The following is a 19,073-nucleotide window of genomic DNA, read 5'->3' as shown; positions in this document are numbered from 1 at the left end:
TCGCCACCTCCTAAGTTTTGCGTGAAGCCTGGAGCCGATTTACCGGCAAAGTATACAAAACTGCTTCGAACGCATCGTCTCAGTGATGGAACAGGCGTACGCCCGAGTATACCATGACCATATTGTAGTCGTTCGCCGCTTGCACGACCTCTTCGTCGCGCATCGAGCTGCCGGCTTGAATGACGTATTTCACGCCGCTGCGGCTTGCCCGGTCGAGATTGTCGCGGAACGGCAGGAAGGCGTCGGAGCCGTACGAGACGCCCTGCAGGCCGTTCAGCCATTCACGCTTCTGTTCGCGCGTCAAGCGCGCGGGCACTTCTTCGAAGCAAAGCTCCCATGCCGCTTGTTCGACCGGCGTTACTTCGTCCTCGAGCCACAGGTCGATCGCGTTGTTCTGCTCCGCGCGCGACACGCCTTCGCGGAACTTCATGTTCAGCGCGGCAGGGTGCTGGCGAAGATACCAGCGGTCCGCCTTGTCGCCGGCAAGACGCGTGCAGTGAATGCGCGACTGCTGGCCTGCGCCGATGCCGATCGTCTGGCCGTCAAGCGTATAGCAGATCGAGTTGGATTGCGTGTATTTCAGCGTAACAAGGGCTACGAGCATGTCGCGCTTCGCGTTGTCCGTCAGCTCTTTGTTCGCCGTAACGACCTTATCGAACACCGAAGCATCCGGCACCGCGCCGTTGCGCTCTTGCTGCATTTTCATGCCGAAGAGCGTGCGCGTCTCGACCGGCTCCGGCGCGTAGTTCGGATCGATTTGCAGAATCAGGTACTTGCCGCCCTTCTTCTGCTTCAGAATGTCGAGCGCTTCCGGCGTGTAGCCCGGCGCCACGACGAGGTCGGATACTTCGCGCTTCAGCAGCTGCGCCGTCGAAGCGTCGACGATATCGCTGAGCGCGGCTGCGTCGCCGAACGAAGACATGCGGTCCGCGCCGCGTGCGCGCGCGTAGGCCGTCGCCAGCTCGGACAGCTCCATGCCGTCGACGAAGTAGGCTTTCGCGAGTTCAGGCGGAATCGGCGCGTACACGGCCGCGCCGGCCGGGCTCACGTGCTTGAACGAAGCCGCGGCCGGAAGGCCCGTCGCCTGGCGCAGCTCGCGCACGAGCTGGTACGCGTTCAGCGCGTCGAGCAGATTGATGAAGCCCGGGTCGCCGTTCACGACGGTCAGCGGAAGCGCCTGGCCGTCCGCGGAGTAAATCTTCGCATCCTTCTGATGAGGGTTCATGCCGTATCTGAGGGCAATTTCTTTTTCGCTCATAATATCGTTCTTCGTCCTTTCTCATATCCCTATTGGTGGAGGTGAAATGCTTCATCGAAGCCCCGCTCCGGATGCAAACCAATCTTGCCGCCGAGGCACAACCCCTTCGGGCCTACGTCCCGCCCTGTCGTGAGCTGTTAGCTGCGCAAGCATGCGTCCAGCTGCACGGGTACGTCCTACTCGCCGCTTCGCACCGTAACTTGGCGTCCGTCCAGCGTCACGCGTCCTTCGGCGATGCGGCGGACCGCCAGCGGCAGCAGCTCGTGCTCGACCGCATGGATCCGCTCGGCCAGCGTCTCTTCCGTATCGTCGTCCCGGATCTCGACCGCCCGCTGCAGGATGATCGGCCCCGTGTCCATGCCGCCGTCCACGAAATGAACCGTGACGCCCGTCAGCTTGACGCCGTATTCCAGCGCCTGACGAATGCCGCGCACGCCCGGAAAAGCGGGCAGCAGCGCCGGGTGCACATTGATGATACGGCCGTAATACGGCTTCACGAGCACGTCGGTAATGAGCCGCATATAACCGGCGAGCACGATCAGCTCGATGCCTTCCCGTTCCAGAAGGCCGACAATCTCTTCTTCGCACGCTTCGCGCGAAGCGTACGACTTCGGGTCGAAAAGAAAGGTCGGAACGCCCAGCGCCTCGGCGCGCTGTACGACTTTCGCCGCCGGCTTGTCGCAGACGAGCAGCGCGATTTCGGCCGGAAAGGCCCCATCGCGAGCCGCTTCGGCAAGCGCTTGAAAATTACTGCCGCTGCCGGAGGCGAACACGGCGACGCGCAGCGGCGCGTTCCCGGCCGGCATTACAGCTCGGCGCCTCCGAACGTGACGATCTTGCTGCCCGAAGTCACTTTGCCGAGGATGTACGCGTCTTCGCCAAGCGCCTTCGCCGCGCGAAGCGCTTCTTCCGCTTGGTCGGCGCCTACGACGACGACCATGCCGATGCCCATGTTGAACGTCGTGAACATGTCGCGGTCGGAGATGCCGCCTTTCGCCTGCATCAGCTTGAATACCGGATGAATCGGCCACGAGCCGAGCTCGATGTCCACGTTCACGCCGTCCGGCAGCACGCGCGGAATGTTCTCGATGAAGCCGCCGCCCGTAATATGCGCCATGCCCTTCACCGTTACGCGGTTGATCAGCTCCAGCACCGATTTCACGTAAATGCGCGTCGGCTCGATGATCACTTCGCCGAGCGTGCGCTCGCCGCCAAGCTCAGGCAGCTTGTCGTCCAGGCTGTAGCCGGAGTCGTCCACCAGCAGGCGGCGAACGAGCGAATAGCCGTTGCTGTGGATGCCGCTCGATGCGAGGCCAAGCACCACGTCGCCCGGCTGAATGTTCTTGCCGTCGATGATTTTCTTCTTGTCGACGATGCCGACCGTGAAGCCGGCGATATCGTACTCGTCGCCCTGGTACATGCCGGGCATTTCAGCCGTTTCGCCGCCGATGAGGGCGCAGCCGGACTGTACGCAGCCGTCGGCGATGCCTTTGACGATCGCTTCGATCTTCGCGGGCTCGACTTTGCCGCAAGCGAGGTAGTCCAGGAAGAACAGCGGCTCCGCGCCTTGCACGATAATATCGTTGACGCACATGGCGACCGCGTCGATGCCGATCGTGTCATGCTTGTCCATCGCGAAAGCGACCTTCAGTTTCGTGCCCACGCCGTCCGTGCCCGACACGAGCACCGGCTCCTCGTACTTGTCTTTGTTCAGTCCGAACAAGCCGCCGAAACCGCCAAGATCCGTCAGCACTTCCGGACGGAACGTTGTCTTCACGTGCTTCTTCATCCGTTCGACCGCTTCGTTGCCCGCCGCGATGTCGACGCCGGCTTGTTTATACGCTTCTGCCACTCCTGGTCAGCTCCTTAAAGGTTTTTGCGGGACGTTCCCGCTCCGGGTTAGCCGGGGTATACATTATGGTAGTGCGAGGGAGTCTCGCATTGTTAAGTCCTACATAAGCGGCAGCTAACCGAAGGCAGCGCAAGCTTAATTGAAAATAAAGCCGGTGATGAGAAGGCCGGAGGCCGATGTGAAGTCGTAGAAACGATAGTGGTCGCCTTTGTAATTGGATTTCAACCGCTAAGGTTGATCAATCAAGAAATCCAATTACAACAGCGATCGGAGACTCACATCAGCCGCAGGCCCCCGCAATCGCCGAAGCGCCCCTAGCAGCTGCAGCTCTTCTCCGACGTCGGGTCCACCGGTGTCGGATAATCGTTATCGAAGCAAGCGAGGCACATGCCCCGGTTGAACTCGCCGTCATTGCCGCCGACCGCTTCGATGAAGCCGTCATGGCTCAAGAAATAGAGCGAATCCGCATTGATCGCCTGACGGATTTCCTCCACGCTCTTCTGCGACGCGATCAGCTCCTTGCGGTCCGGCGTATCGATGCCGTAGTAGCAAGGATTCTTGAACGGCGGAGACGTGATACATACATGCACTTCCGTCGCCCCCGCTTCGCGAAGCAGGTTGACGATGCGCAGCGACGTCGTGCCGCGGACGATCGAGTCGTCGATCATGACGACGCGCTTGCCCTCCACCACTTTGCGGACGGCGGACAGCTTCATCTTGACGCCCTTCTCGCGCAGCTCCTGGGAAGGCTGAATGAACGTCCGGCCCGTGTACTTATTCTTGATCAGGCCCAGCTCGTACGGAATCCCCGTCTGCTCGGCATAGCCGATCGCCGCGGAAATGCTGGAATCCGGCACGCCGGTCACGATATCCGCGTCGATGAACGCTTCCAGCGCCAGCTTCTGCCCCATCCGTTTGCGCGCGGAATGGAGGTTGATGCCGTTGATGTCGCTGTCGGGACGGGCAAAATAAATGTACTCCATCGCGCAGGTCGCGCGGCGCTCCAAACGCTCGAACCGGTCGACGCGCAGGCCGTCCTTATCGAGAATGAGCAGCTCGCCCGGCTGAACGTCGCGCTCATAGACGGCGCCGACGGTTTCCAGCGCGCAAGTCTCCGAAGCGAACACGTAGCCGTCGCCCATGCGGCCCATCACGAGCGGGCGCAAACCGTGCGGATCGGATGCGACCAGCAGCTTGTCGTTCGTCATGAGGAGGAACGCGAAGCCGCCGATAATGCGCTGCAGCGCGTCTTTCGCCGCGCTGACGAAATCCTTGCTGGACCGAGCGATGAGATGCGCGATGACTTCCGTGTCGCTCGACGTCTGGAAGATGGAGCCTTGATGTTCCAGTTCCTTGCGGATGGACGGCGCATTCACGATGTTGCCGTTCGTCGCTACGCCGAGATCGCCGTCGCGGTATTTGAAAATCAGCGGCTGCGCGTTCGCCAGCTTGCTCTCGCCAGCCGTCGAATACCGGACATGCCCGATGACGCGGTCGCCGGGCAAGCCTTCGAGCGCGGCTTCGTCGAATACTTCTTTAACAAGCCCCATGTTCCGATGGTACGAGAACTTGCCGGTCGCGGACTCCACCGTCGCCATCCCGGCGCTCTCTTCGCCCCGGTGCTGCAGCGCATGAAGGCCGTAATAGCCGAGCGAGCAGGCATTCGGCACGTTAAACGCGCCGAACACCCCGCACTCCTCGCGCAATTTATCGAATATATCGTCGCGGCCGATGCCTTCGTTATAATGATCGCCAGTCCACAGCTTCGGAAGCTGTCTTATTTCATCAGACATGGAATCGCATCCTTCCAGACCTTCTCCAGTTGTTCGACCGGCGCGTTGACGCCCGGTTTGCCGTTGATGTTGATTGTCAGTCCGTTGCTGCGCACGACGCCGATCTTCGCGGTCGGAACGCCTTGTTCTGTCAGGTATTGCACCAGGTTGTCCGCTTGATCGGCCTTCGCCGAAAGCAGGATGCGGGATTGCGATTCGCTGAACAGCGCTGCATCGGCGCGCAGATCCGTGACAACGTTCACTTCCGCGCCGAGCTTGCCGCTGATCGCGGATTCCGCAACGGCAACCGCCAGGCCGCCTTCGGAAAGGTCATGCGCCGAGGCGACAAGGCCTTGCTTGATCGCGCCGAGCACGCCTTGCTGCAGCCGCTTCTCGACCGCGAGGTCGATCGCCGGCGGACGGCCTTCGCTCTTGCCGTGAAGGACGTACTGCAGTTCGCTGCCGCCAAGCTCATGCTTCGTTTCGCCGGCAAGAATGATGATGTCGCCTTCGGACTTGAAGCCTTGCGTCGTGATATGATCCACGTCCTGCACGAGACCGACCATGCCGATAACCGGCGTCGGGTAGATCGCGCCCTTCGCGTTCTCGTTGTACAGGCTGACGTTGCCGCCGATAACCGGCGTATCCAGCACGCGGCAAGCTTCCGAGATGCCGTCCGCGGCTTTCTCGATCTGCCAGAACACTTCCGGCTTCTCCGGGCTGCCGAAGTTCAGGTTGTCCGTGATCGCCAGCGGCTCCGCGCCGGAGCAGACGATGTTGCGCGCCGCTTCCGCGACCGCGATTTGCCCGCCGACTTCAGGATCGAGGTAGACATAGCGGCCGTTGCAGTCCGTCGTCATCGCGAGCGCCTTGCGCGTGCCGCGAATCGTCACGACCGCCGCGTCGGAACCCGGTTGAACGGCCGTGCTCGTACGTACCATGTAGTCGTATTGGTTATATACCCATTCCTTGCTTGCGACAGTCGGCGATGCCAGCACTTTCTGCAGGGCACCCGTCAGATCCGTTACTTCCGGATAAGCTGCCGTATCGATCGCCGCGTTCGCTGCATAATATGCAGGTTCCGCGGAAGGTTTATCGTACATCGGGCACTCGTCGACGAGCGCCGTGACCGGCATATTCGCCACTTCTTCGCCTTGGTGGAACAGACGGAGACGGCCGTCATCGGTTACTTTGCCGACCTTCACGCAGATGATGCCCCAACGGTCGAAAATCTCCTGCGCCTGCGCTTCGTGCTGCGGCTCGACGACGAAGAGCATCCGCTCCTGCGACTCCGACAGCATCATTTCGTACGGCGTCATGCCCTCTTCGCGCTGCGGCACCTCGTCGAGGTACAGCTCCAGGCCGTTGCCGGCTTTGGACGCCATCTCCGCGCTGGAACAGGTCAGACCCGCCGCGCCCATATCTTGAATGCCGACGACGATGCCGGAATCGATCAGTTCCAAGGTTGCTTCCATGACCAGCTTCTCCATGAACGGATCGCCGACCTGGACCGCGGTACGCTTCTCTTCCGACTCTTCGGAGAGCTCGACGGAAGCGAACGTCGCGCCGTGAATGCCGTCGCGGCCCGTTGCCGGACCGACGTAGAAGACGGGGTTGCCTACGCCTTTGGCGACGCCGCGCTGGATTTTATCATGGTCGATGAGGCCGACGCACATCGCGTTGACGAGCGGATTGCCTTCGTAGCTCTCGTCGAACATGACTTCGCCCGCTACGGTCGGAATGCCGATGCAGTTGCCGTATCCGGCGATGCCGCCGACGACGTGCTCGAACAAATATTTCACGCGCGCGTTCTCCAAGTTGCCGAAACGCAGGCTGTTGAGCAGCGCAACCGGACGCGCGCCCATCGAGAAAATGTCGCGGATAATGCCGCCGACGCCCGTTGCCGCGCCTTGGTAAGGCTCGACCGCGGACGGATGGTTATGCGATTCGATTTTGAAGACGACCGCCTGGTTGTCCCCGATATCCACGATGCCTGCGCCTTCGCCCGGTCCCATGAGAACCTTCGGGCCGTCGATCGGGAACTTCTTCAGAATTTTCTTGGAATTCTTGTAGGAGCAGTGCTCCGACCACATTACGCTGAATACGCCGATTTCGGTATAGTTCGGCTTGCGGCCGAGAAATCCGCAAATCAGTTCATACTCATAATCCGTTACGCCAAACTGCGTGTAAATGCGCTGGTCCGCGATTTGCTCCGCTGTCGGCTCCTTAGCCGTTAACTGCTGCGCCATGCTGTTCCCTCCATGCGTTCAAAATCGATGTAAATATCCGTTTGCCGTCTTCCGAGCCGAGCAGCTGATCGACCGCGCGCTCCGGATGCGGCATCATGCCCACCACGTTGCCGCGCTCGTTGCTGATGCCGGCGATATTTTCGACCGATCCGTTCGGGTTCGTGTCGCCCGCGTAACGGAATACGATTTGGTTGTTCGCTTTGAGCTGCGCGAGCGTCTCGTCGTCGCAGTAGTAGTTGCCTTCGCCGTGCGCGATCGGAATGTCGATGATCTCGCCCGCGTTGTATTGACTGGTGAACGCCGTGTTGTTGTTCACGACTTCCAGCGGGGTCTGCTGGCAGATGAACTTCATGCCGCCGTTGCGGCGCAGCGCGCCCGGCAGCAGGCCGGCTTCCGTCAGGATTTGGAACCCGTTGCAGATGCCGAGGATGAACTTGCCTTGCTCGGCCGCTTTCACGACTTCATTCATGACCGGGGCGAAACGGGCGATCGCGCCGCAGCGCAGGTAGTCGCCGTAGGAGAAGCCGCCCGGCACGAGAATCGCGTCATACGCGGACAGATCCGTCGCCGTGTGCCATACGTAGTCGACCTCTTGGCCGATCGTGTCCTCGACTGCTTTGAAGCAGTCGATATCGCAGTTGGAGCCTGGGAATACGAGTACCGCGAACTTCATCGTGTTACCCCTCCAATTCAAAGCGGAAATCTTCAACGACCGTGTTCGCGAGCAGCTTCTCGCACATTGCTGTCAAACGCGCTTCCGCTTCCGCGCGATCGGACGTATTCAGGTTCAGCTCCAAATATTTGCCGATGCGGACTTTGCCGACTTCCTCGAAGCCCATCGTGTGCAGGGCGCCTTGCACGGCGCTGCCTTGCGGGTCGAGCACGTTTTCTTTGATCGTTACGTAGACTTTAGCCTTCATTAGGGGGTCGCCTCCTGAAAATGGTTTTGGTGCTGGGATGGGAGTGTTCCGCAAAACGCGGATTTATCGGTCTACGTCGCTGTTGAACTGCCGGAAACTTGAACAATGACCTACGGTTGTTTCCGGCGTTCAAAGGCGACCGCTGTCGCTCTCCGGCTCGATAAACCGCTTTTTTGCTTCACCCATCCGGGTGAAACATTTTGCAGGATGCTCTTGGGGAGCATCCTGCGCGCTGCGCTTGCCGTCGCCGCTTGCGGCGGTTTTTCGTGTGGCGGCTGGTTGCTTGCCGCACGAATGTATGTGATGCGGGACATCTGTGCTTGTCCCGCGCGTTGGTTAGGATGCGCTTGCCGCGCCACGCACTGCTTGGTTTTGGCGACCGATGCAGCGCACTGCGTGCATCTCATTCGGCTTATGAGCCGATTTTCGAGATCATGTAGTGCACTGCGTGCACCTCATTCGTCCCGCTCGCCGCTAGCCGATAGCAATCCGGCTTACAGCGGTTTGCCCGTCAGCGCTTCGTAGATGGCCAGGTAGCGGTTCGTCGTTTCTTCGACGACCGACGTCGGCAGCGGGGCCGGTTTGCTGTTCTGGTCCCAGTCGGAGCCGAGCAGGTACGTGCGGACAGGTTCTTTGTCCATGCTGTCGATTTCGATGTCGTACGCGTAGTTCGCTTTCGCCCAGAAACGCGAGGAGTCCGGCGTGAAGATTTCGTCGATCAGGATGACTTTGCCGTCAATAAGGCCGAATTCGAACTTGCAGTCCGCCAGGATGATGCCGCGCTCTTCGCAGAAGCCGCGGGCGAATTCGTACAGGCGAATGCTCTTGTCGCGCAGCTCTTCGGCGAGCTCGGCGCCGACCAGCTCTTGCATGCGCGCGAACGGAATGTCCTCGTCGTGACCGACGTCGTTTTTCGCCGCCGGCGTGAAGAGCGGCTCCGCGAAGCGTTCGTTCTTGCGGAGACCGGCGGGAAGCTCGATGGCGTTAATAGCCGATGTTTTCACATATTGTCTCCAACCGCCGCCCGTGATATAGCCGCGCACGACGCATTCGATGTCGATCCGCTCGGCTTTCTTCGTCACCATGATCCGGTTCTTCAGCAGCTCCGGCTCCGTCACGAGATCGCCCAGCTTGTACACGTCCGTATGCACGACATGATTCGCCATCATGTCCGCCGTTTGCTCGAACCAGAACGCCGACAGCCGGTTCAGCACGTTCCCCTTCTCGGGAACGGCCGGATCCAGCACATAGTCGAACGCGCTGATGCGGTCCGTCACGACGATCAAGAAATGCTCGCCGAGATCGTACAGCTCGCGCACCTTGCCTTTGTAAATCAGCGGAGCCTTAATATAATCCGCAGCCGTGGACAATGCTTGTGTCATTTCTTCCTCTCCTTCTCCCCACTTCAAGGGCTTGTTTTTTTAAAAAAGGTTTGGTACGGAGCAGGAGAAAACAGTCTGGAGAAGCGAAGGTGAATGCTGCATTCCCAGGCATCCGCCTGGAAACGCAAACCAATCACCTGAAGCGTTCGCCTTTGTACCCGGGAATTCACCTTTTAGATGTGATAAAAATTCCTGGGTACAACAGCGATCGGAAGACGTTTTCTCATGCGGAGTATGCTTTTAAATTAATTCAAGCCGCTTGAAAATCGTATCCACATGCTTCAAATGCCAAGCCGGATTGAAGCAATCGGCAATCTCTTCGGCGGACAGCTTGCCCGTGATTTCCGGCGTCGACTCGATGATGTCGCGGAATTGGCGCTGCTCTTCCCATGCCTGCATCGCGCGCGGCTGCACCGTGTCGTACGCTTGCTCGCGGCTGAGGCCTTTGTCGATCAGCTTCGTCATGACGCGGCCGGAGAACGGCACGCCGAACGTGCGCTGCATGTTGCGCTTCATGTTCTCGGGGAACACTTGCAGGTTCTTGATGATATTGCCCAGACGGTTCAGCATGTAGTTCAGCAGCATCGTCGCATCCGGCAGGATGACGCGTTCCGCCGACGAATGGCTGATGTCGCGTTCATGCCACAGCGTTACGTTCTCGTAAGCCGTCAGCATGTGGCCGCGGATCACGCGGGACAGGCCGGAGATGTTCTCGCAGCCGATCGGGTTGCGCTTGTGCGGCATCGCCGACGAGCCCTTCTGGCCTTTCGCGAACGGCTCCTCCACCTCGCGGAATTCGCTCTTCTGCAGGGCGCGAATCTCGGTCGCGAACTTGTCGAGCGACGTTGCGACCAGCGCCAGCGTTGCCATGTATTCGGCGTGACGATCGCGCTGCAGCGTCTGCGTCGAGATCGGAGCCGGCGTGATGCCGAGCTTGCGGCAGGTGAACTCTTCCACGAACGGGTCGATGTTCGCGTACGTGCCGACCGCGCCGGAGATTTTGCCGAATTGCACGCCGTTCGCCGCATGGCGGAAGCGCTCCAGGTTCCGTTTCATTTCTTCGTACCACAGGGCGAGCTTGAGGCCGAACGTCGTCGGCTCGGCATGCACGCCGTGCGTGCGGCCCATCATGGCCGTATCCTTGTAGGCAACCGCTTGGCCGCGGAGGATTTCAATGAAGTTCTCGATGTCTCTGTCGAGAATTTCGTTCGCTTGGCGAAGCAGGTAGCCCATCGCCGTGTCGACGACGTCCGTGGACGTCAGGCCGTAGTGCACCCATTTGCGCTCCGGACCGACCGTTTCGGATACGGCGCGCGTGAACGCGATAACGTCGTGGCGGGTTTCCAGCTCGATTTCGTTAATGCGGTCGATGTCGAACGTCGCTTTCTCGCGCAGCGCCGCGACGTCCTCGCGAGGAATAACGCCCAGTTCAACCCAAGCCTCGCATGCGCAAAGCTCGACTTCGAGCCATGCTTTGAATTTGTTCTCTTCGGTCCAAATCGCTCTCATTTCCGGTCTGCTGTAACGTTGTAGCATCGGTTAAACCCTCCAAATGTTTGTTTCGGAAATCCATTCCAGCGCTTGCTCCACGCTGTCCGCGAGCACGTTGACATGCCCCATTTTCCGTTTATGCTTGGCTTCATGTTTCCCATATAAATGAAGTTTAGGCGCGGCGCCCAGACGTTCTGCCGCTTCATCCGGCTTTGCGATCCGCGCAAGCACCGGCTCGACATGCTCGCCGAGCACGTTCACCATGACGACCGGCGTCAGCAGCGCCGTGTCGCCGAGCGGCAGCCCGCAGATCGCGCGCACATGCTGCTCGAACTGCGACGTCCGGCACGCTTCCATCGTGTAGTGGCCGCTGTTGTGCGGACGCGGCGCAAGCTCGTTGACGAATAGTTCGCCGCCCTCCGTCAGGAACAGCTCCACCGCGATCAGCCCAACCGCGCCCAATCCTTCGGCGATGCGCGCCGCCAGCCGCTCGGCTTCGCGTTGAAGCGCCTCGTCTATACGCGCCGGCACGATGGACAGATGCAGAATGTTGTCGACGTGGATGTTCTCCGCCGCCGGGAATGTCCGAATCTCGCCCGTCGTGCTGCGAGCCGCGATGACGGACAATTCCTTGCTGAACCGGATGAATTGTTCCACCACAAGCTCCGTGCCCGCCCGGTTCAACGTCTCGAACGCCTCGCCGATCTCGCTTTCGCTGCGAATGACCCATTGCCCTTTGCCGTCGTAGCCGCCAGTCGCCGTCTTCAGCACGCACGGCAGGCCGAACCGGCCAACCGCCTCGCGAAGCTCGTCCGCGCTGCGCACTTCCGCGTACGGCGCGACCCTCACGCCCGCCGCTTCGATCGCCCGCTTCTCGCGCAGCCGATGCTGCGTCGTATATAACAGCTCGCTGCCCTGCGGCACGTACGACTGCTCCATCAGCATCGCCGCCACGCCCGCGTCGACGTTCTCGAATTCGTACGTGATGACGTCCGCGCGCCGCGCCAGCTCCTTGGCCGCTTCGCGGTCGTCGTACGCGGCGACGATCTGCCGCGCGACTTGCCCGCACGGCGCGTCCGGCGTCGGGTCAAGCGCCACGAACCGGTAGCCCATCGCGCTGCCCGCGTTCGCCATCATGCGTCCCAGCTGTCCGCCGCCCAGAATGCCGACCGTCGCGCCCGGCAAGATCGTCTTCGCTTCGCTGCCGACCGTTTTACTCATAGCGTCTCACTGCTTTCCAGCACTTCCTGCTTGATCCGCTCGCGCCGCGCCTGCACCCGCGCTTGCACCGCCGGGTCGAAAGCGCCGATGATCTGGCCGGCAAGCAAGCCCGCGTTCGTGCCGCCCGCATTGCCGATCGCCACCGTCGCCACCGGAATGCCGCCCGGCATCTGCACGATGGAGAGCAGCGAGTCGAGGCCGTTCAAATTCGAGGATTTGACGGGCACGCCAATGACCGGCAGGATCGTTTTGGCTGCGACCATGCCGGGCAGATGCGCGGCGCCGCCCGCGCCCGCGATAATGACCTTCAGACCTCGCTCGGCTGCGGTTTCCGCATATTCGAACATCAGATCCGGCGTGCGGTGCGCGGATACGACTTTCTTCTCGTACGGAATTTGCAGCTCGTCCAGCACGTCACAGGCCAGCTTCATCGTGTCCCAATCCGACTTGCTGCCCATAATAACGCCTACTTGTACCGACATTTGCGAATGACCACCTTTTCGTTATGGGTTGACTCCCGTTCAAGCGCTTGTCATAAAAAAATCCCTCAGCACATCCTCCATTGCCGGAATGCTTCGGGACTTGTTAAGACTTGCGGCGAAGCGGTCTTCCGCCTTATTACCCCCGATGTTACGGAAGGTATACAAGAACGGCAAAGACAACATCAGGCTGCCCCTTCTTGGCGGCAACCTGGCTCTTCGCGGCATCGTCTCGTAGTCCGAAAATTAAGGTTCTCGGGTAGATACTCTCGGGCCTCATCCCCAAGGATATACGAGATGCGTTTCGACAAAATCTTAGCTTATTAACTGTCTCTAGTGTATCAATCCTCACTTGGAATGTCAACGCAAAAACACGAACATTCTATTTACTAAAACTGTAATAGTTCGTATTTTGACATGATTTCATCGCATTTGCTTTTCATTGCCGCCGAAGCTGCGGTTGTTTTGTCAGAAAACTCAACCAACTTCCCGTTGACTAAAGAGTCAGTATGCTCTATAACTGAATTGACTGGATAGTCAATCCGCAGCTTCTCAGCATTCCAAAGGAGGTTATCGCCTTGAAGCCGATCGTGGATATCGCAGGGCTGACCAAGGTATACGGCAAGAGCCGCGGCATCACGGACATTACGTTCTCCATCGAAGAAGGCGAAGTATTCGGTTTCATCGGGCCGAACGGCGCGGGCAAGAGCACGACGATCCGAACGCTGCTGAACATTATTTTCCCCACCTCGGGCAGCGCCTCCATCATGGGCAAGGACATCGTCGCGCATTCCAAGGAGATCCGGCGGCACATCGGCTACTTGCCGTCGGAGGTGTTCTATTACGACGACATGAAGGTCATCGACCTGATCCGCTTCTCGGCTGCCTTCCGCCAATCCCGCAGCGAGCGGCGGATCGCCGAGCTAGCCGCCCGGCTCGATCTCGACCTGAACCGCAAAATCGAAGATCTCTCCTTCGGCAACCGGAAGAAGGTCGGCATCGTCCAGGCGCTGCTCCACGAACCGAAGCTGCTCATCCTCGACGAACCGACGGGCGGACTCGACCCGCTCATGCAGAATACGTTCTTCGAGCTGCTGAAGGAGGAACGCGCCAAAGGAACGACGATCTTCTTCTCTTCGCACATCTTGAGCGAGGTGCAGCGGATGTGCGACCGCGTCGCTATTATCAAGGAGGGATCGCTGATCAAGGTCGAAACGATCGAGAATTTGCTGCGCAATAATTTAAGGCACATTACCCTTACGTCGCGGCAGCCCGAATCGCTTGACCTATCCGGCATCCGCGGCATCGTGAAGCAGGAAATCGCCGGCACCCGTCTGAAGCTGCTGTACGACGGAGATATGCGCACCTTCGTGCAGGACGTGTCGCGATGCGCCTTCCTGGATATTTTGATCGAAGAACCGTCGCTTGATGAAATTTTCTTGCATTACTACGCCAAATAACCGGAGGTGACCCGCATGCTGTTCAAAAGGGAATTCAAACGGAACCTGCGAAGCCTGATCATCTGGAGCATCATTATCGCCGGCATTATTCTGCTCTACTTAAGCATCTTCCCGTCGATGGCGAAAGAGCAGGCGAACATGGATAATCTCATGAACGCGGTGCCTTCGGGCATGCAGAAAGCGTTCGGCATGGACCGGCTCAGCCTCGGCACCCTGCTCGGGTTCTACGGGATCGAGATTCACCTCATGACGACGCTGCTCGGAAGCATCTTCGCGGCGCTGCTCGCGTCGGGCATCGTGGCGAAGGAGCAGAACGAGAAAACCGCCGAGTTCCTGCTGGCGCTGCCGATCTCGCGGCAAACGATTATCGCGCAGAAAGGCGCGGCCGTCGCGGCGAACGTTGCGCTGTTCAATCTGGTCATCGTCGCGGCCTCGCTCATCGGGTTTCAGTTCTCCTCCGCGCAGACGCTGTCCTACAAGGCGTTCTTCCTGCTGGAGCTGGCGGTGTTCATGATGCACCTGACGTTCGCCGCGGTCGCGTTCTTGTTCTCCGCCGTCGCCCGCCGGACGCGGTCGATCGTCTCCATGTCGCTCGGACTCGTATTCATTATGTACTTCCTGAGCGTCGTCGCGGGTATCTCCGATAAGCTCTCCTGGTTGAAGTACGTCAGCCCGTTCAAATACGCCGATGCCGCGCAAATTCTGACGGAACAGAGCTTCCGCCCGCTCTATGCCGTCGTCATGGCGGTCGTCATTATCGGTTGCTTCTTCGCCGCGTACGGGTATTATAGAAACAAAGACATCGTCGTTTAGGAGCATGTCCGATGATCGGCGCGGCAGACACAACGCCGAGCGCGGTTCCGCCCGGCATACTCGCAGCGCACGGCACGCAACCGAGGTGAGTTGATGATTACCGCATTCGCTAACGTTCCCCGGGAGAAGCAAGCGCCCATCATGGCCATCAGCGTCGAGGAGTTCGCCAAGAACGGCTACGATAACGCCTCGACCGATACCATCACCGCCCGCGCGGGCATCTCCAAGGGAATTCTGTTCCACTACTTCAAGAGCAAGAAGAACCTGTACCTGGCCGTCGTGAGCCATTGCACGAAGCTGCTGATCGACCGGACGATGGAGGAAGTGAACCGCATCCAGACGACGGATTTCTTCGACCGGCTCAAGGCGATCATTGTCTCCAAGCAGCAGGTCGCGCTGCGCCACGCCCAGGAGACCGAGCTCGTGCAGCGGGCGATGACTCATCCGCCCAAGGCCCTGAAAGCGGAGCTGGATGCGTTCTTCGCGGAACATATGACGTTCTATACCAGTCCTGACACGCTGCATACGATCTTCCAGACCGACCTGCTGGCCGCCGGACCGCTTCGCGACGGCGTCACGCCCGAGAAGGTGTTCAACATGGTGATGATGGTGCTGAACCAGTACTCCGCCAAATACTTGCACTTGTATCGCACCGGCGAATATACGCGCGATGCGCTGCAGGCGATGCTGGTCGAGGAAAGCGACGACTTCATCGACATGGTGCAATACGGGGTGTACCGGCGGTAGGCGCCGCCGCAGCTTCCACCTCGTTATAGACGTCCAGGGATGTCATTCGGCACGCTGCCGAATCGCATTTGCTCCGGAGGGGGAATCGAGCTGAAGAAGCCATCCTTATCGTTAGCCGTCCCGCTGCTCGGGCTTGCTCTCGTCTTATCGGCCTGCAGCACCGTCAAATCGTTCGAGGACACGATCGATACCGTCAACGACCACGAATTCCTGGTCAACTGCTCGGACGAAGTCAACCGTGGCAAGCACGGAGACGCCGACGATATCGGCTACTTATGCCGGATTGAAATTACCGGCAACACAAAGCTGAACGACGCTGACGGAAATCCGCTGAAATTCGAGGATTTCGTTCATGGCGATACCATTCGCATCTCGTTCCCGAAGGGCGTGAATATCAGCAGCAGCCATCGGAAATTCGACGCTGCCGAAATCGTCCGGCTCGCGCAGGCGGAATGAACGGCGCAGCATACGCATATACGCATAGAAGAAAAAAAGCACAGCGCCGGTCCGCGCTGTGCTTTGTCGTCTCTATTATCCCTGGCTGCCGATCCAGGCGTAGCGCAGCACGATCAGCACCGCGAGCACCCACATGAGCCAGTGGACTTTATATTTACTCTTGCCGGAAAGGTTGCCGACGGTTGCCAGCACCACGTACGAAACGATACCGGCGGATACGCCGTTGGCGATGTTGTACGTGAACGGCATCAGGGCGATCGTCAAGAACGACGGGATTGCGTACACCATGTCCTGGAAGTCGATTTCCTTAATGGACTGTACCATCAGCACGCCGACGATGATGAGCGCCGCAGCCGTCGCGGAATCCGGGATCAGCTTGATGATCGGCCAGATGAACAGCGAAGCCAGGAAGGCAATGCCTGTCGTAACCGCCGTAAGACCGGTGCGTCCGCCCTGCGCGATACCCGCGGAGCTCTCAACGAACGTCGTGACCGTGCTCGTGCCGAGCATCGCGCCGCCGCTGACGCCGACCGCGTCGACGAACATCGCTTTGCCGACGACCTTGCGGCCTTTTGCCGGGTCTTTCATAACGCCAGCGCGGTTGGCCGTACCGACCAGCGTGCCGAACGTATCGAACAATTCAACGAACGTGAACGTCGCGATAATGGAGATCAAACCGGTGTGCCATACGCCCTTGAAATCGAAGTCCCACCAGCTCATCTGGCCGAAATCCGGAGACCAGCTCTGGCCTTTCAACGTTTCGCTGACATTGACGTCGCCCGTGCAGATCGCGATGATCGTCACGCCGACGATGCCCCACAGAATCGCGCCAGGCACGCGCAGCACCATCAGCACCGCGATGAGCAGGACGCCGAGCAGCGTCAGGTAAACGCCGGAGTTCTCCAGACTGCCCAAGTGGAAGACGGATTCGAAGCCGAGAATATCGGTGAATTGCCCTTTCGGAATGTCCGTCACCGTGTTCTCCACGCCGACCGCGAGGACGCCGCTGTTCTTCAGCCCGATGATCGTGATGAACAAGCCGATGCCGACCGTGATCGCGTGCTTCAAGCTGTCCGGAACCGCGACGATCAGCATTTGACGGACTTGGGTGACCGTCAGGATCATGAAGATGATCCCGGAAATGAAGACGGCCGTCAGCGCCATCTCCGGCGAAATCGGCGTGTCCGTCGCTTTCGAAGCCAGGACGGTCGAGGCGAAGTAGGCGTTCAGGCCCATGCCCGGCGCGAGCGCCGCCGGGAAATTAACGAACAAGCCCATCGCGATCGTGAAAATGCCGGCCGCAAGCGCCGTCGCCAGAAACACGGAGTATACGTTCAGTCCGGCGCCTCCGAGTACGCTTGGGTTGACGGCCAGGATGTATGCCATCGTCATGAATGTCGTCAAGCCCGCCATAATTTCCGTTCTTACATTTGTTCCGTGTTCCTTCAGACGAAAGAAACCACCCATTTTTCTAAAACCCTCCCAGAAAATGTTGTCAGAACAAACAAAGAACCTAGAAAATAATGCCGATCGCTTCGGCATTATTCTCCAGGTTCTACGCAAAACAAGCATGACGGCGCGAATGGACCGTTCGCGCGCGTGCAACTTGCTTTTCGTAGACAGGCCATTTACGGTGACCTCGTAGAGACTCTCAAGCCGATTCTTGAGATTATACGAAAAGACATGCAATTTTGTTTGTATTGAGTCTGTGAACATTTTAGCGACAATATTCGAAGCCTGTCAATGGAAATCGATTGAAATCCAAGAGATTTCGACATGCCGATCGTCCTAGACCCGTTCCCCCTATTTTTCCGGGAGCGTATTCGTGATTTTGGCCTTGGCCTTTAATTCGGCCAGCCATGCAGCGGAGAGGTCGGAAACCTTCGTTCTAATGAGCTGTTCCCGGATATCGGCTTTCTTCTCTTCCAGCGTCGCTTTCTTCGCTGCCTTATGGTCCGTTACTTTGATGATATGATAGCCGTACTCGGATTTGACCGGTCCGCCCAGCTCGCCGACCTTCAGCGAGAACGCCGCTTTCTCGAACTCGGGAACCATGACCCCTTTGCCGAAGTAGCCAAGGTCGCCGCCGGCATTCTTGCTGCCCGTGTCCGCCGACCGTTCCTTCGCCAGCTTCGCGAAATCCGCGCCCGCCTTCAGCTGCTTCATGATCTCGTCGGCTTCCGCCTTCGTCGGGACCAGGATATGCGATGCTCTCACCTGTTCCGGCTGATCGAACGCCGCTTGATTAGCTTCGAAATACTGTTTCACCTCGTCGTCCGTCACCTTCACGCGCGGCTCTAAAATCCTGCGAATGCGCAGCTGCATCGGGGTTTGGTTCTTCAGCTCCTCAAGCGTCAAGGAATTTTGCTGCAGCGCGGCTTGGAAGTCCGCTTCGGACGGGAACTGCTTCTTGATTCTCGCGATTTCCGCTTCCACGTCTTGGTCGCTGATGACGATTCCCTGCTTCTTCGCTTCTTGGCCGATGAGCTCTTCTTGAATCAGGTTGTCCAGCGTCTGCGCGCCGCCAAGCGCAAGCATCGCGCCGTACAGCTCATTCCTCGTGATGGCCACGCCGTTGACGGAAGCGACCGCTTCCTTGCCGCCATCTCCCAGCGGGGACTGCACGATCTTGCCGGCAATCGAGACCGCGTTCGAAGCGGCATCGTAGTCGACGCTGACGCCGAGCATTTCGGCGGCTGCGCGCAGAGGAACGTAGGTCACGTTCTTGATCGATACGGGCTCCACGGACGATTGCTTGCCATCGACGATCAACGTCATTTTCGTCGCGGCGTACGCGCCCGCGCCTGCCGCGAGCGTCATGCCCGCCACGACCAGCGCGGTGATCCCCGCTCTGCGATACAGCTTGCTGCTTTTGTTTATTTTCACCCTATTGCCCTCCTATCCGAGTAACTCCACTTGGTGCCTCATGAAGTTCATAATCGAATTCTATATGATTATATTGGATATATAAAC

General features: G+C 59.1%; 17 protein-coding genes and 2 riboswitches. Of the genes, 4 read left to right on the top strand and 13 right to left on the bottom strand.

The window, feature by feature from the left end:
- Positions 1-79 precede the first annotated feature (79 nt).
- The 11 genes from GXP70_RS04605 to purE form a co-directional block, all read right to left on the bottom strand.
- Complete coding sequence (locus GXP70_RS04605) at positions 80-1,258, bottom strand: phosphoribosylaminoimidazolecarboxamide formyltransferase (RefSeq protein ID WP_162355387.1); 1,179 nt, start codon at positions 1,256-1,258, stop codon at positions 80-82.
- A 176-nt stretch (positions 1,259-1,434) separates the two neighbouring features.
- Positions 1,435-2,064 carry a phosphoribosylglycinamide formyltransferase gene (gene purN / locus GXP70_RS04600; protein ID WP_162355386.1) on the bottom strand — a complete coding sequence of 210 codons (630 nt, stop codon included), beginning with the start codon at positions 2,062-2,064 and terminating at the stop codon, positions 1,435-1,437.
- Complete coding sequence (purM, locus tag GXP70_RS04595) at positions 2,064-3,110, bottom strand: phosphoribosylformylglycinamidine cyclo-ligase (protein ID WP_162355385.1); 1,047 nt, start codon at positions 3,108-3,110, stop codon at positions 2,064-2,066. The genes purN and purM overlap by 1 nt, the downstream gene beginning before the upstream one ends.
- Positions 3,111-3,424: 314 nt before the next feature.
- A complete protein-coding gene (gene purF, locus GXP70_RS04590; RefSeq protein WP_162355384.1) occupies positions 3,425-4,903 on the bottom strand; it encodes an amidophosphoribosyltransferase in 1,479 nt (492 codons plus the stop codon).
- Complete coding sequence (gene purL, locus GXP70_RS04585; RefSeq protein ID WP_162355383.1) at positions 4,888-7,131, bottom strand: phosphoribosylformylglycinamidine synthase subunit PurL; 2,244 nt, start codon at positions 7,129-7,131, stop codon at positions 4,888-4,890. Before purL ends, purF begins: the two co-directional genes overlap by 16 nt.
- Positions 7,109-7,804 (bottom strand): phosphoribosylformylglycinamidine synthase subunit PurQ, encoded by a 696-nt coding sequence (gene purQ, locus GXP70_RS04580; protein ID WP_162355382.1) that lies wholly within the window; start codon positions 7,802-7,804, stop codon positions 7,109-7,111. The genes purL and purQ overlap by 23 nt, the downstream gene beginning before the upstream one ends.
- 4 nt (positions 7,805-7,808) lie before the next feature.
- Positions 7,809-8,051, bottom strand: a complete 243-nt coding sequence (purS, locus tag GXP70_RS04575) for a phosphoribosylformylglycinamidine synthase subunit PurS (protein ID WP_161744390.1) — start codon at positions 8,049-8,051, stop codon at positions 7,809-7,811.
- A 494-nt stretch (positions 8,052-8,545) separates the two neighbouring features.
- Entirely contained in the window at positions 8,546-9,433 is an 888-nt protein-coding gene (locus GXP70_RS04570) for a phosphoribosylaminoimidazolesuccinocarboxamide synthase (protein ID WP_162355381.1), read from the bottom strand.
- Between the two features lie 240 nt (positions 9,434-9,673).
- On the bottom strand, positions 9,674-10,969 hold the full coding sequence (purB, locus tag GXP70_RS04565) for an adenylosuccinate lyase (protein WP_162355380.1): 1,296 nt from the start codon (positions 10,967-10,969) through the stop codon (positions 9,674-9,676).
- Positions 10,970-10,972: 3 nt separating this feature from the next.
- Positions 10,973-12,145, bottom strand: coding sequence for a 5-(carboxyamino)imidazole ribonucleotide synthase (purK, locus tag GXP70_RS04560; RefSeq protein WP_162355379.1), 1,173 nt, complete (start codon positions 12,143-12,145; stop codon positions 10,973-10,975).
- On the bottom strand, positions 12,142-12,627 hold the full coding sequence (gene purE / locus GXP70_RS04555; RefSeq protein WP_162355378.1) for a 5-(carboxyamino)imidazole ribonucleotide mutase: 486 nt from the start codon (positions 12,625-12,627) through the stop codon (positions 12,142-12,144). Before purE ends, purK begins: the two co-directional genes overlap by 4 nt.
- Positions 12,628-12,839: 212 nt before the next feature.
- A riboswitch (purine riboswitch) is annotated at positions 12,840-12,940 on the bottom strand.
- A gap of 262 nt (positions 12,941-13,202) precedes the next feature.
- Here purE and GXP70_RS04550 point away from each other — a divergent pair.
- From GXP70_RS04550 to GXP70_RS04535, 4 genes are all read left to right on the top strand, one after another.
- Positions 13,203-14,084, top strand: coding sequence for an ABC transporter ATP-binding protein (locus GXP70_RS04550; protein ID WP_162355377.1), 882 nt, complete (start codon positions 13,203-13,205; stop codon positions 14,082-14,084).
- 15 nt (positions 14,085-14,099) lie between these two features.
- Positions 14,100-14,897, top strand: a complete 798-nt coding sequence (locus GXP70_RS04545) for an ABC transporter permease subunit (RefSeq protein WP_162355376.1) — start codon at positions 14,100-14,102, stop codon at positions 14,895-14,897.
- Between the two features lie 93 nt (positions 14,898-14,990).
- Positions 14,991-15,644 (top strand): TetR/AcrR family transcriptional regulator, encoded by a 654-nt coding sequence (locus GXP70_RS04540; protein WP_162355375.1) that lies wholly within the window; start codon positions 14,991-14,993, stop codon positions 15,642-15,644.
- A 39-nt stretch (positions 15,645-15,683) separates the two neighbouring features.
- Complete coding sequence (locus GXP70_RS04535; RefSeq protein ID WP_162355374.1) at positions 15,684-16,100, top strand: hypothetical protein; 417 nt, start codon at positions 15,684-15,686, stop codon at positions 16,098-16,100.
- A 75-nt stretch (positions 16,101-16,175) separates the two neighbouring features.
- Here GXP70_RS04535 and GXP70_RS04530 read toward each other — a convergent pair whose 3' ends face one another.
- Together GXP70_RS04530 and GXP70_RS04525 are read right to left on the bottom strand one after the other, a co-directional pair.
- Complete coding sequence (locus GXP70_RS04530; RefSeq protein WP_162355373.1) at positions 16,176-17,567, bottom strand: NCS2 family permease; 1,392 nt, start codon at positions 17,565-17,567, stop codon at positions 16,176-16,178.
- Positions 17,568-17,696: 129 nt separating this feature from the next.
- A riboswitch (purine riboswitch) is annotated at positions 17,697-17,797 on the bottom strand.
- A 106-nt stretch (positions 17,798-17,903) separates the two neighbouring features.
- Positions 17,904-18,986: a peptidylprolyl isomerase gene (locus GXP70_RS04525; protein ID WP_162355372.1), complete on the bottom strand. Its 1,083-nt coding sequence runs from the start codon at positions 18,984-18,986 to the stop codon at positions 17,904-17,906.
- Positions 18,987-19,073 lie beyond the last annotated feature (87 nt).

The organism is Paenibacillus lycopersici (assembly GCF_010119935.1).
In the GTDB taxonomy this organism is placed as follows: Bacteria; Bacillota; Bacilli; order Paenibacillales; family Paenibacillaceae; genus Paenibacillus_Z; species Paenibacillus_Z lycopersici.
Note: the sequence above shows the minus strand (reverse complement) of the source record. Positions and strands in the feature narration are given on the sequence as shown.

Excerpts from the sequence above, each read along its gene's own strand:
- GXP70_RS04605 (WP_162355387.1), bottom strand. The coding sequence starts at position 1,258 with ATGAGCGAAAAAGAAATTGCCCTCAGATACGGCATGAACCCTCATCAG.
- purN (WP_162355386.1), bottom strand. The coding sequence starts at position 2,064 with ATGCCGGCCGGGAACGCGCCGCTGCGCGTCGCCGTGTTCGCCTCCGGC.
- purF (WP_162355384.1), bottom strand. The coding sequence starts at position 4,903 with ATGTCTGATGAAATAAGACAGCTTCCGAAGCTGTGGACTGGCGATCAT.
- purL (WP_162355383.1), bottom strand. The coding sequence starts at position 7,131 with ATGGCGCAGCAGTTAACGGCTAAGGAGCCGACAGCGGAGCAAATCGCG.
- purQ (WP_162355382.1), bottom strand. The coding sequence starts at position 7,804 with ATGAAGTTCGCGGTACTCGTATTCCCAGGCTCCAACTGCGATATCGAC.
- purS (WP_161744390.1), bottom strand. The coding sequence starts at position 8,051 with ATGAAGGCTAAAGTCTACGTAACGATCAAAGAAAACGTGCTCGACCCG.
- GXP70_RS04570 (WP_162355381.1), bottom strand. The coding sequence starts at position 9,433 with ATGACACAAGCATTGTCCACGGCTGCGGATTATATTAAGGCTCCGCTG.
- purB (WP_162355380.1), bottom strand. The coding sequence starts at position 10,969 with ATGCTACAACGTTACAGCAGACCGGAAATGAGAGCGATTTGGACCGAA.
- purK (WP_162355379.1), bottom strand. The coding sequence starts at position 12,145 with ATGAGTAAAACGGTCGGCAGCGAAGCGAAGACGATCTTGCCGGGCGCG.
- purE (WP_162355378.1), bottom strand. The coding sequence starts at position 12,627 with ATGTCGGTACAAGTAGGCGTTATTATGGGCAGCAAGTCGGATTGGGAC.
- GXP70_RS04545 (WP_162355376.1), top strand. The coding sequence starts at position 14,100 with ATGCTGTTCAAAAGGGAATTCAAACGGAACCTGCGAAGCCTGATCATC.
- GXP70_RS04540 (WP_162355375.1), top strand. The coding sequence starts at position 14,991 with ATGATTACCGCATTCGCTAACGTTCCCCGGGAGAAGCAAGCGCCCATC.
- GXP70_RS04535 (WP_162355374.1), top strand. The coding sequence starts at position 15,684 with ATGTCATTCGGCACGCTGCCGAATCGCATTTGCTCCGGAGGGGGAATC.
- GXP70_RS04530 (WP_162355373.1), bottom strand. The coding sequence starts at position 17,567 with ATGGGTGGTTTCTTTCGTCTGAAGGAACACGGAACAAATGTAAGAACG.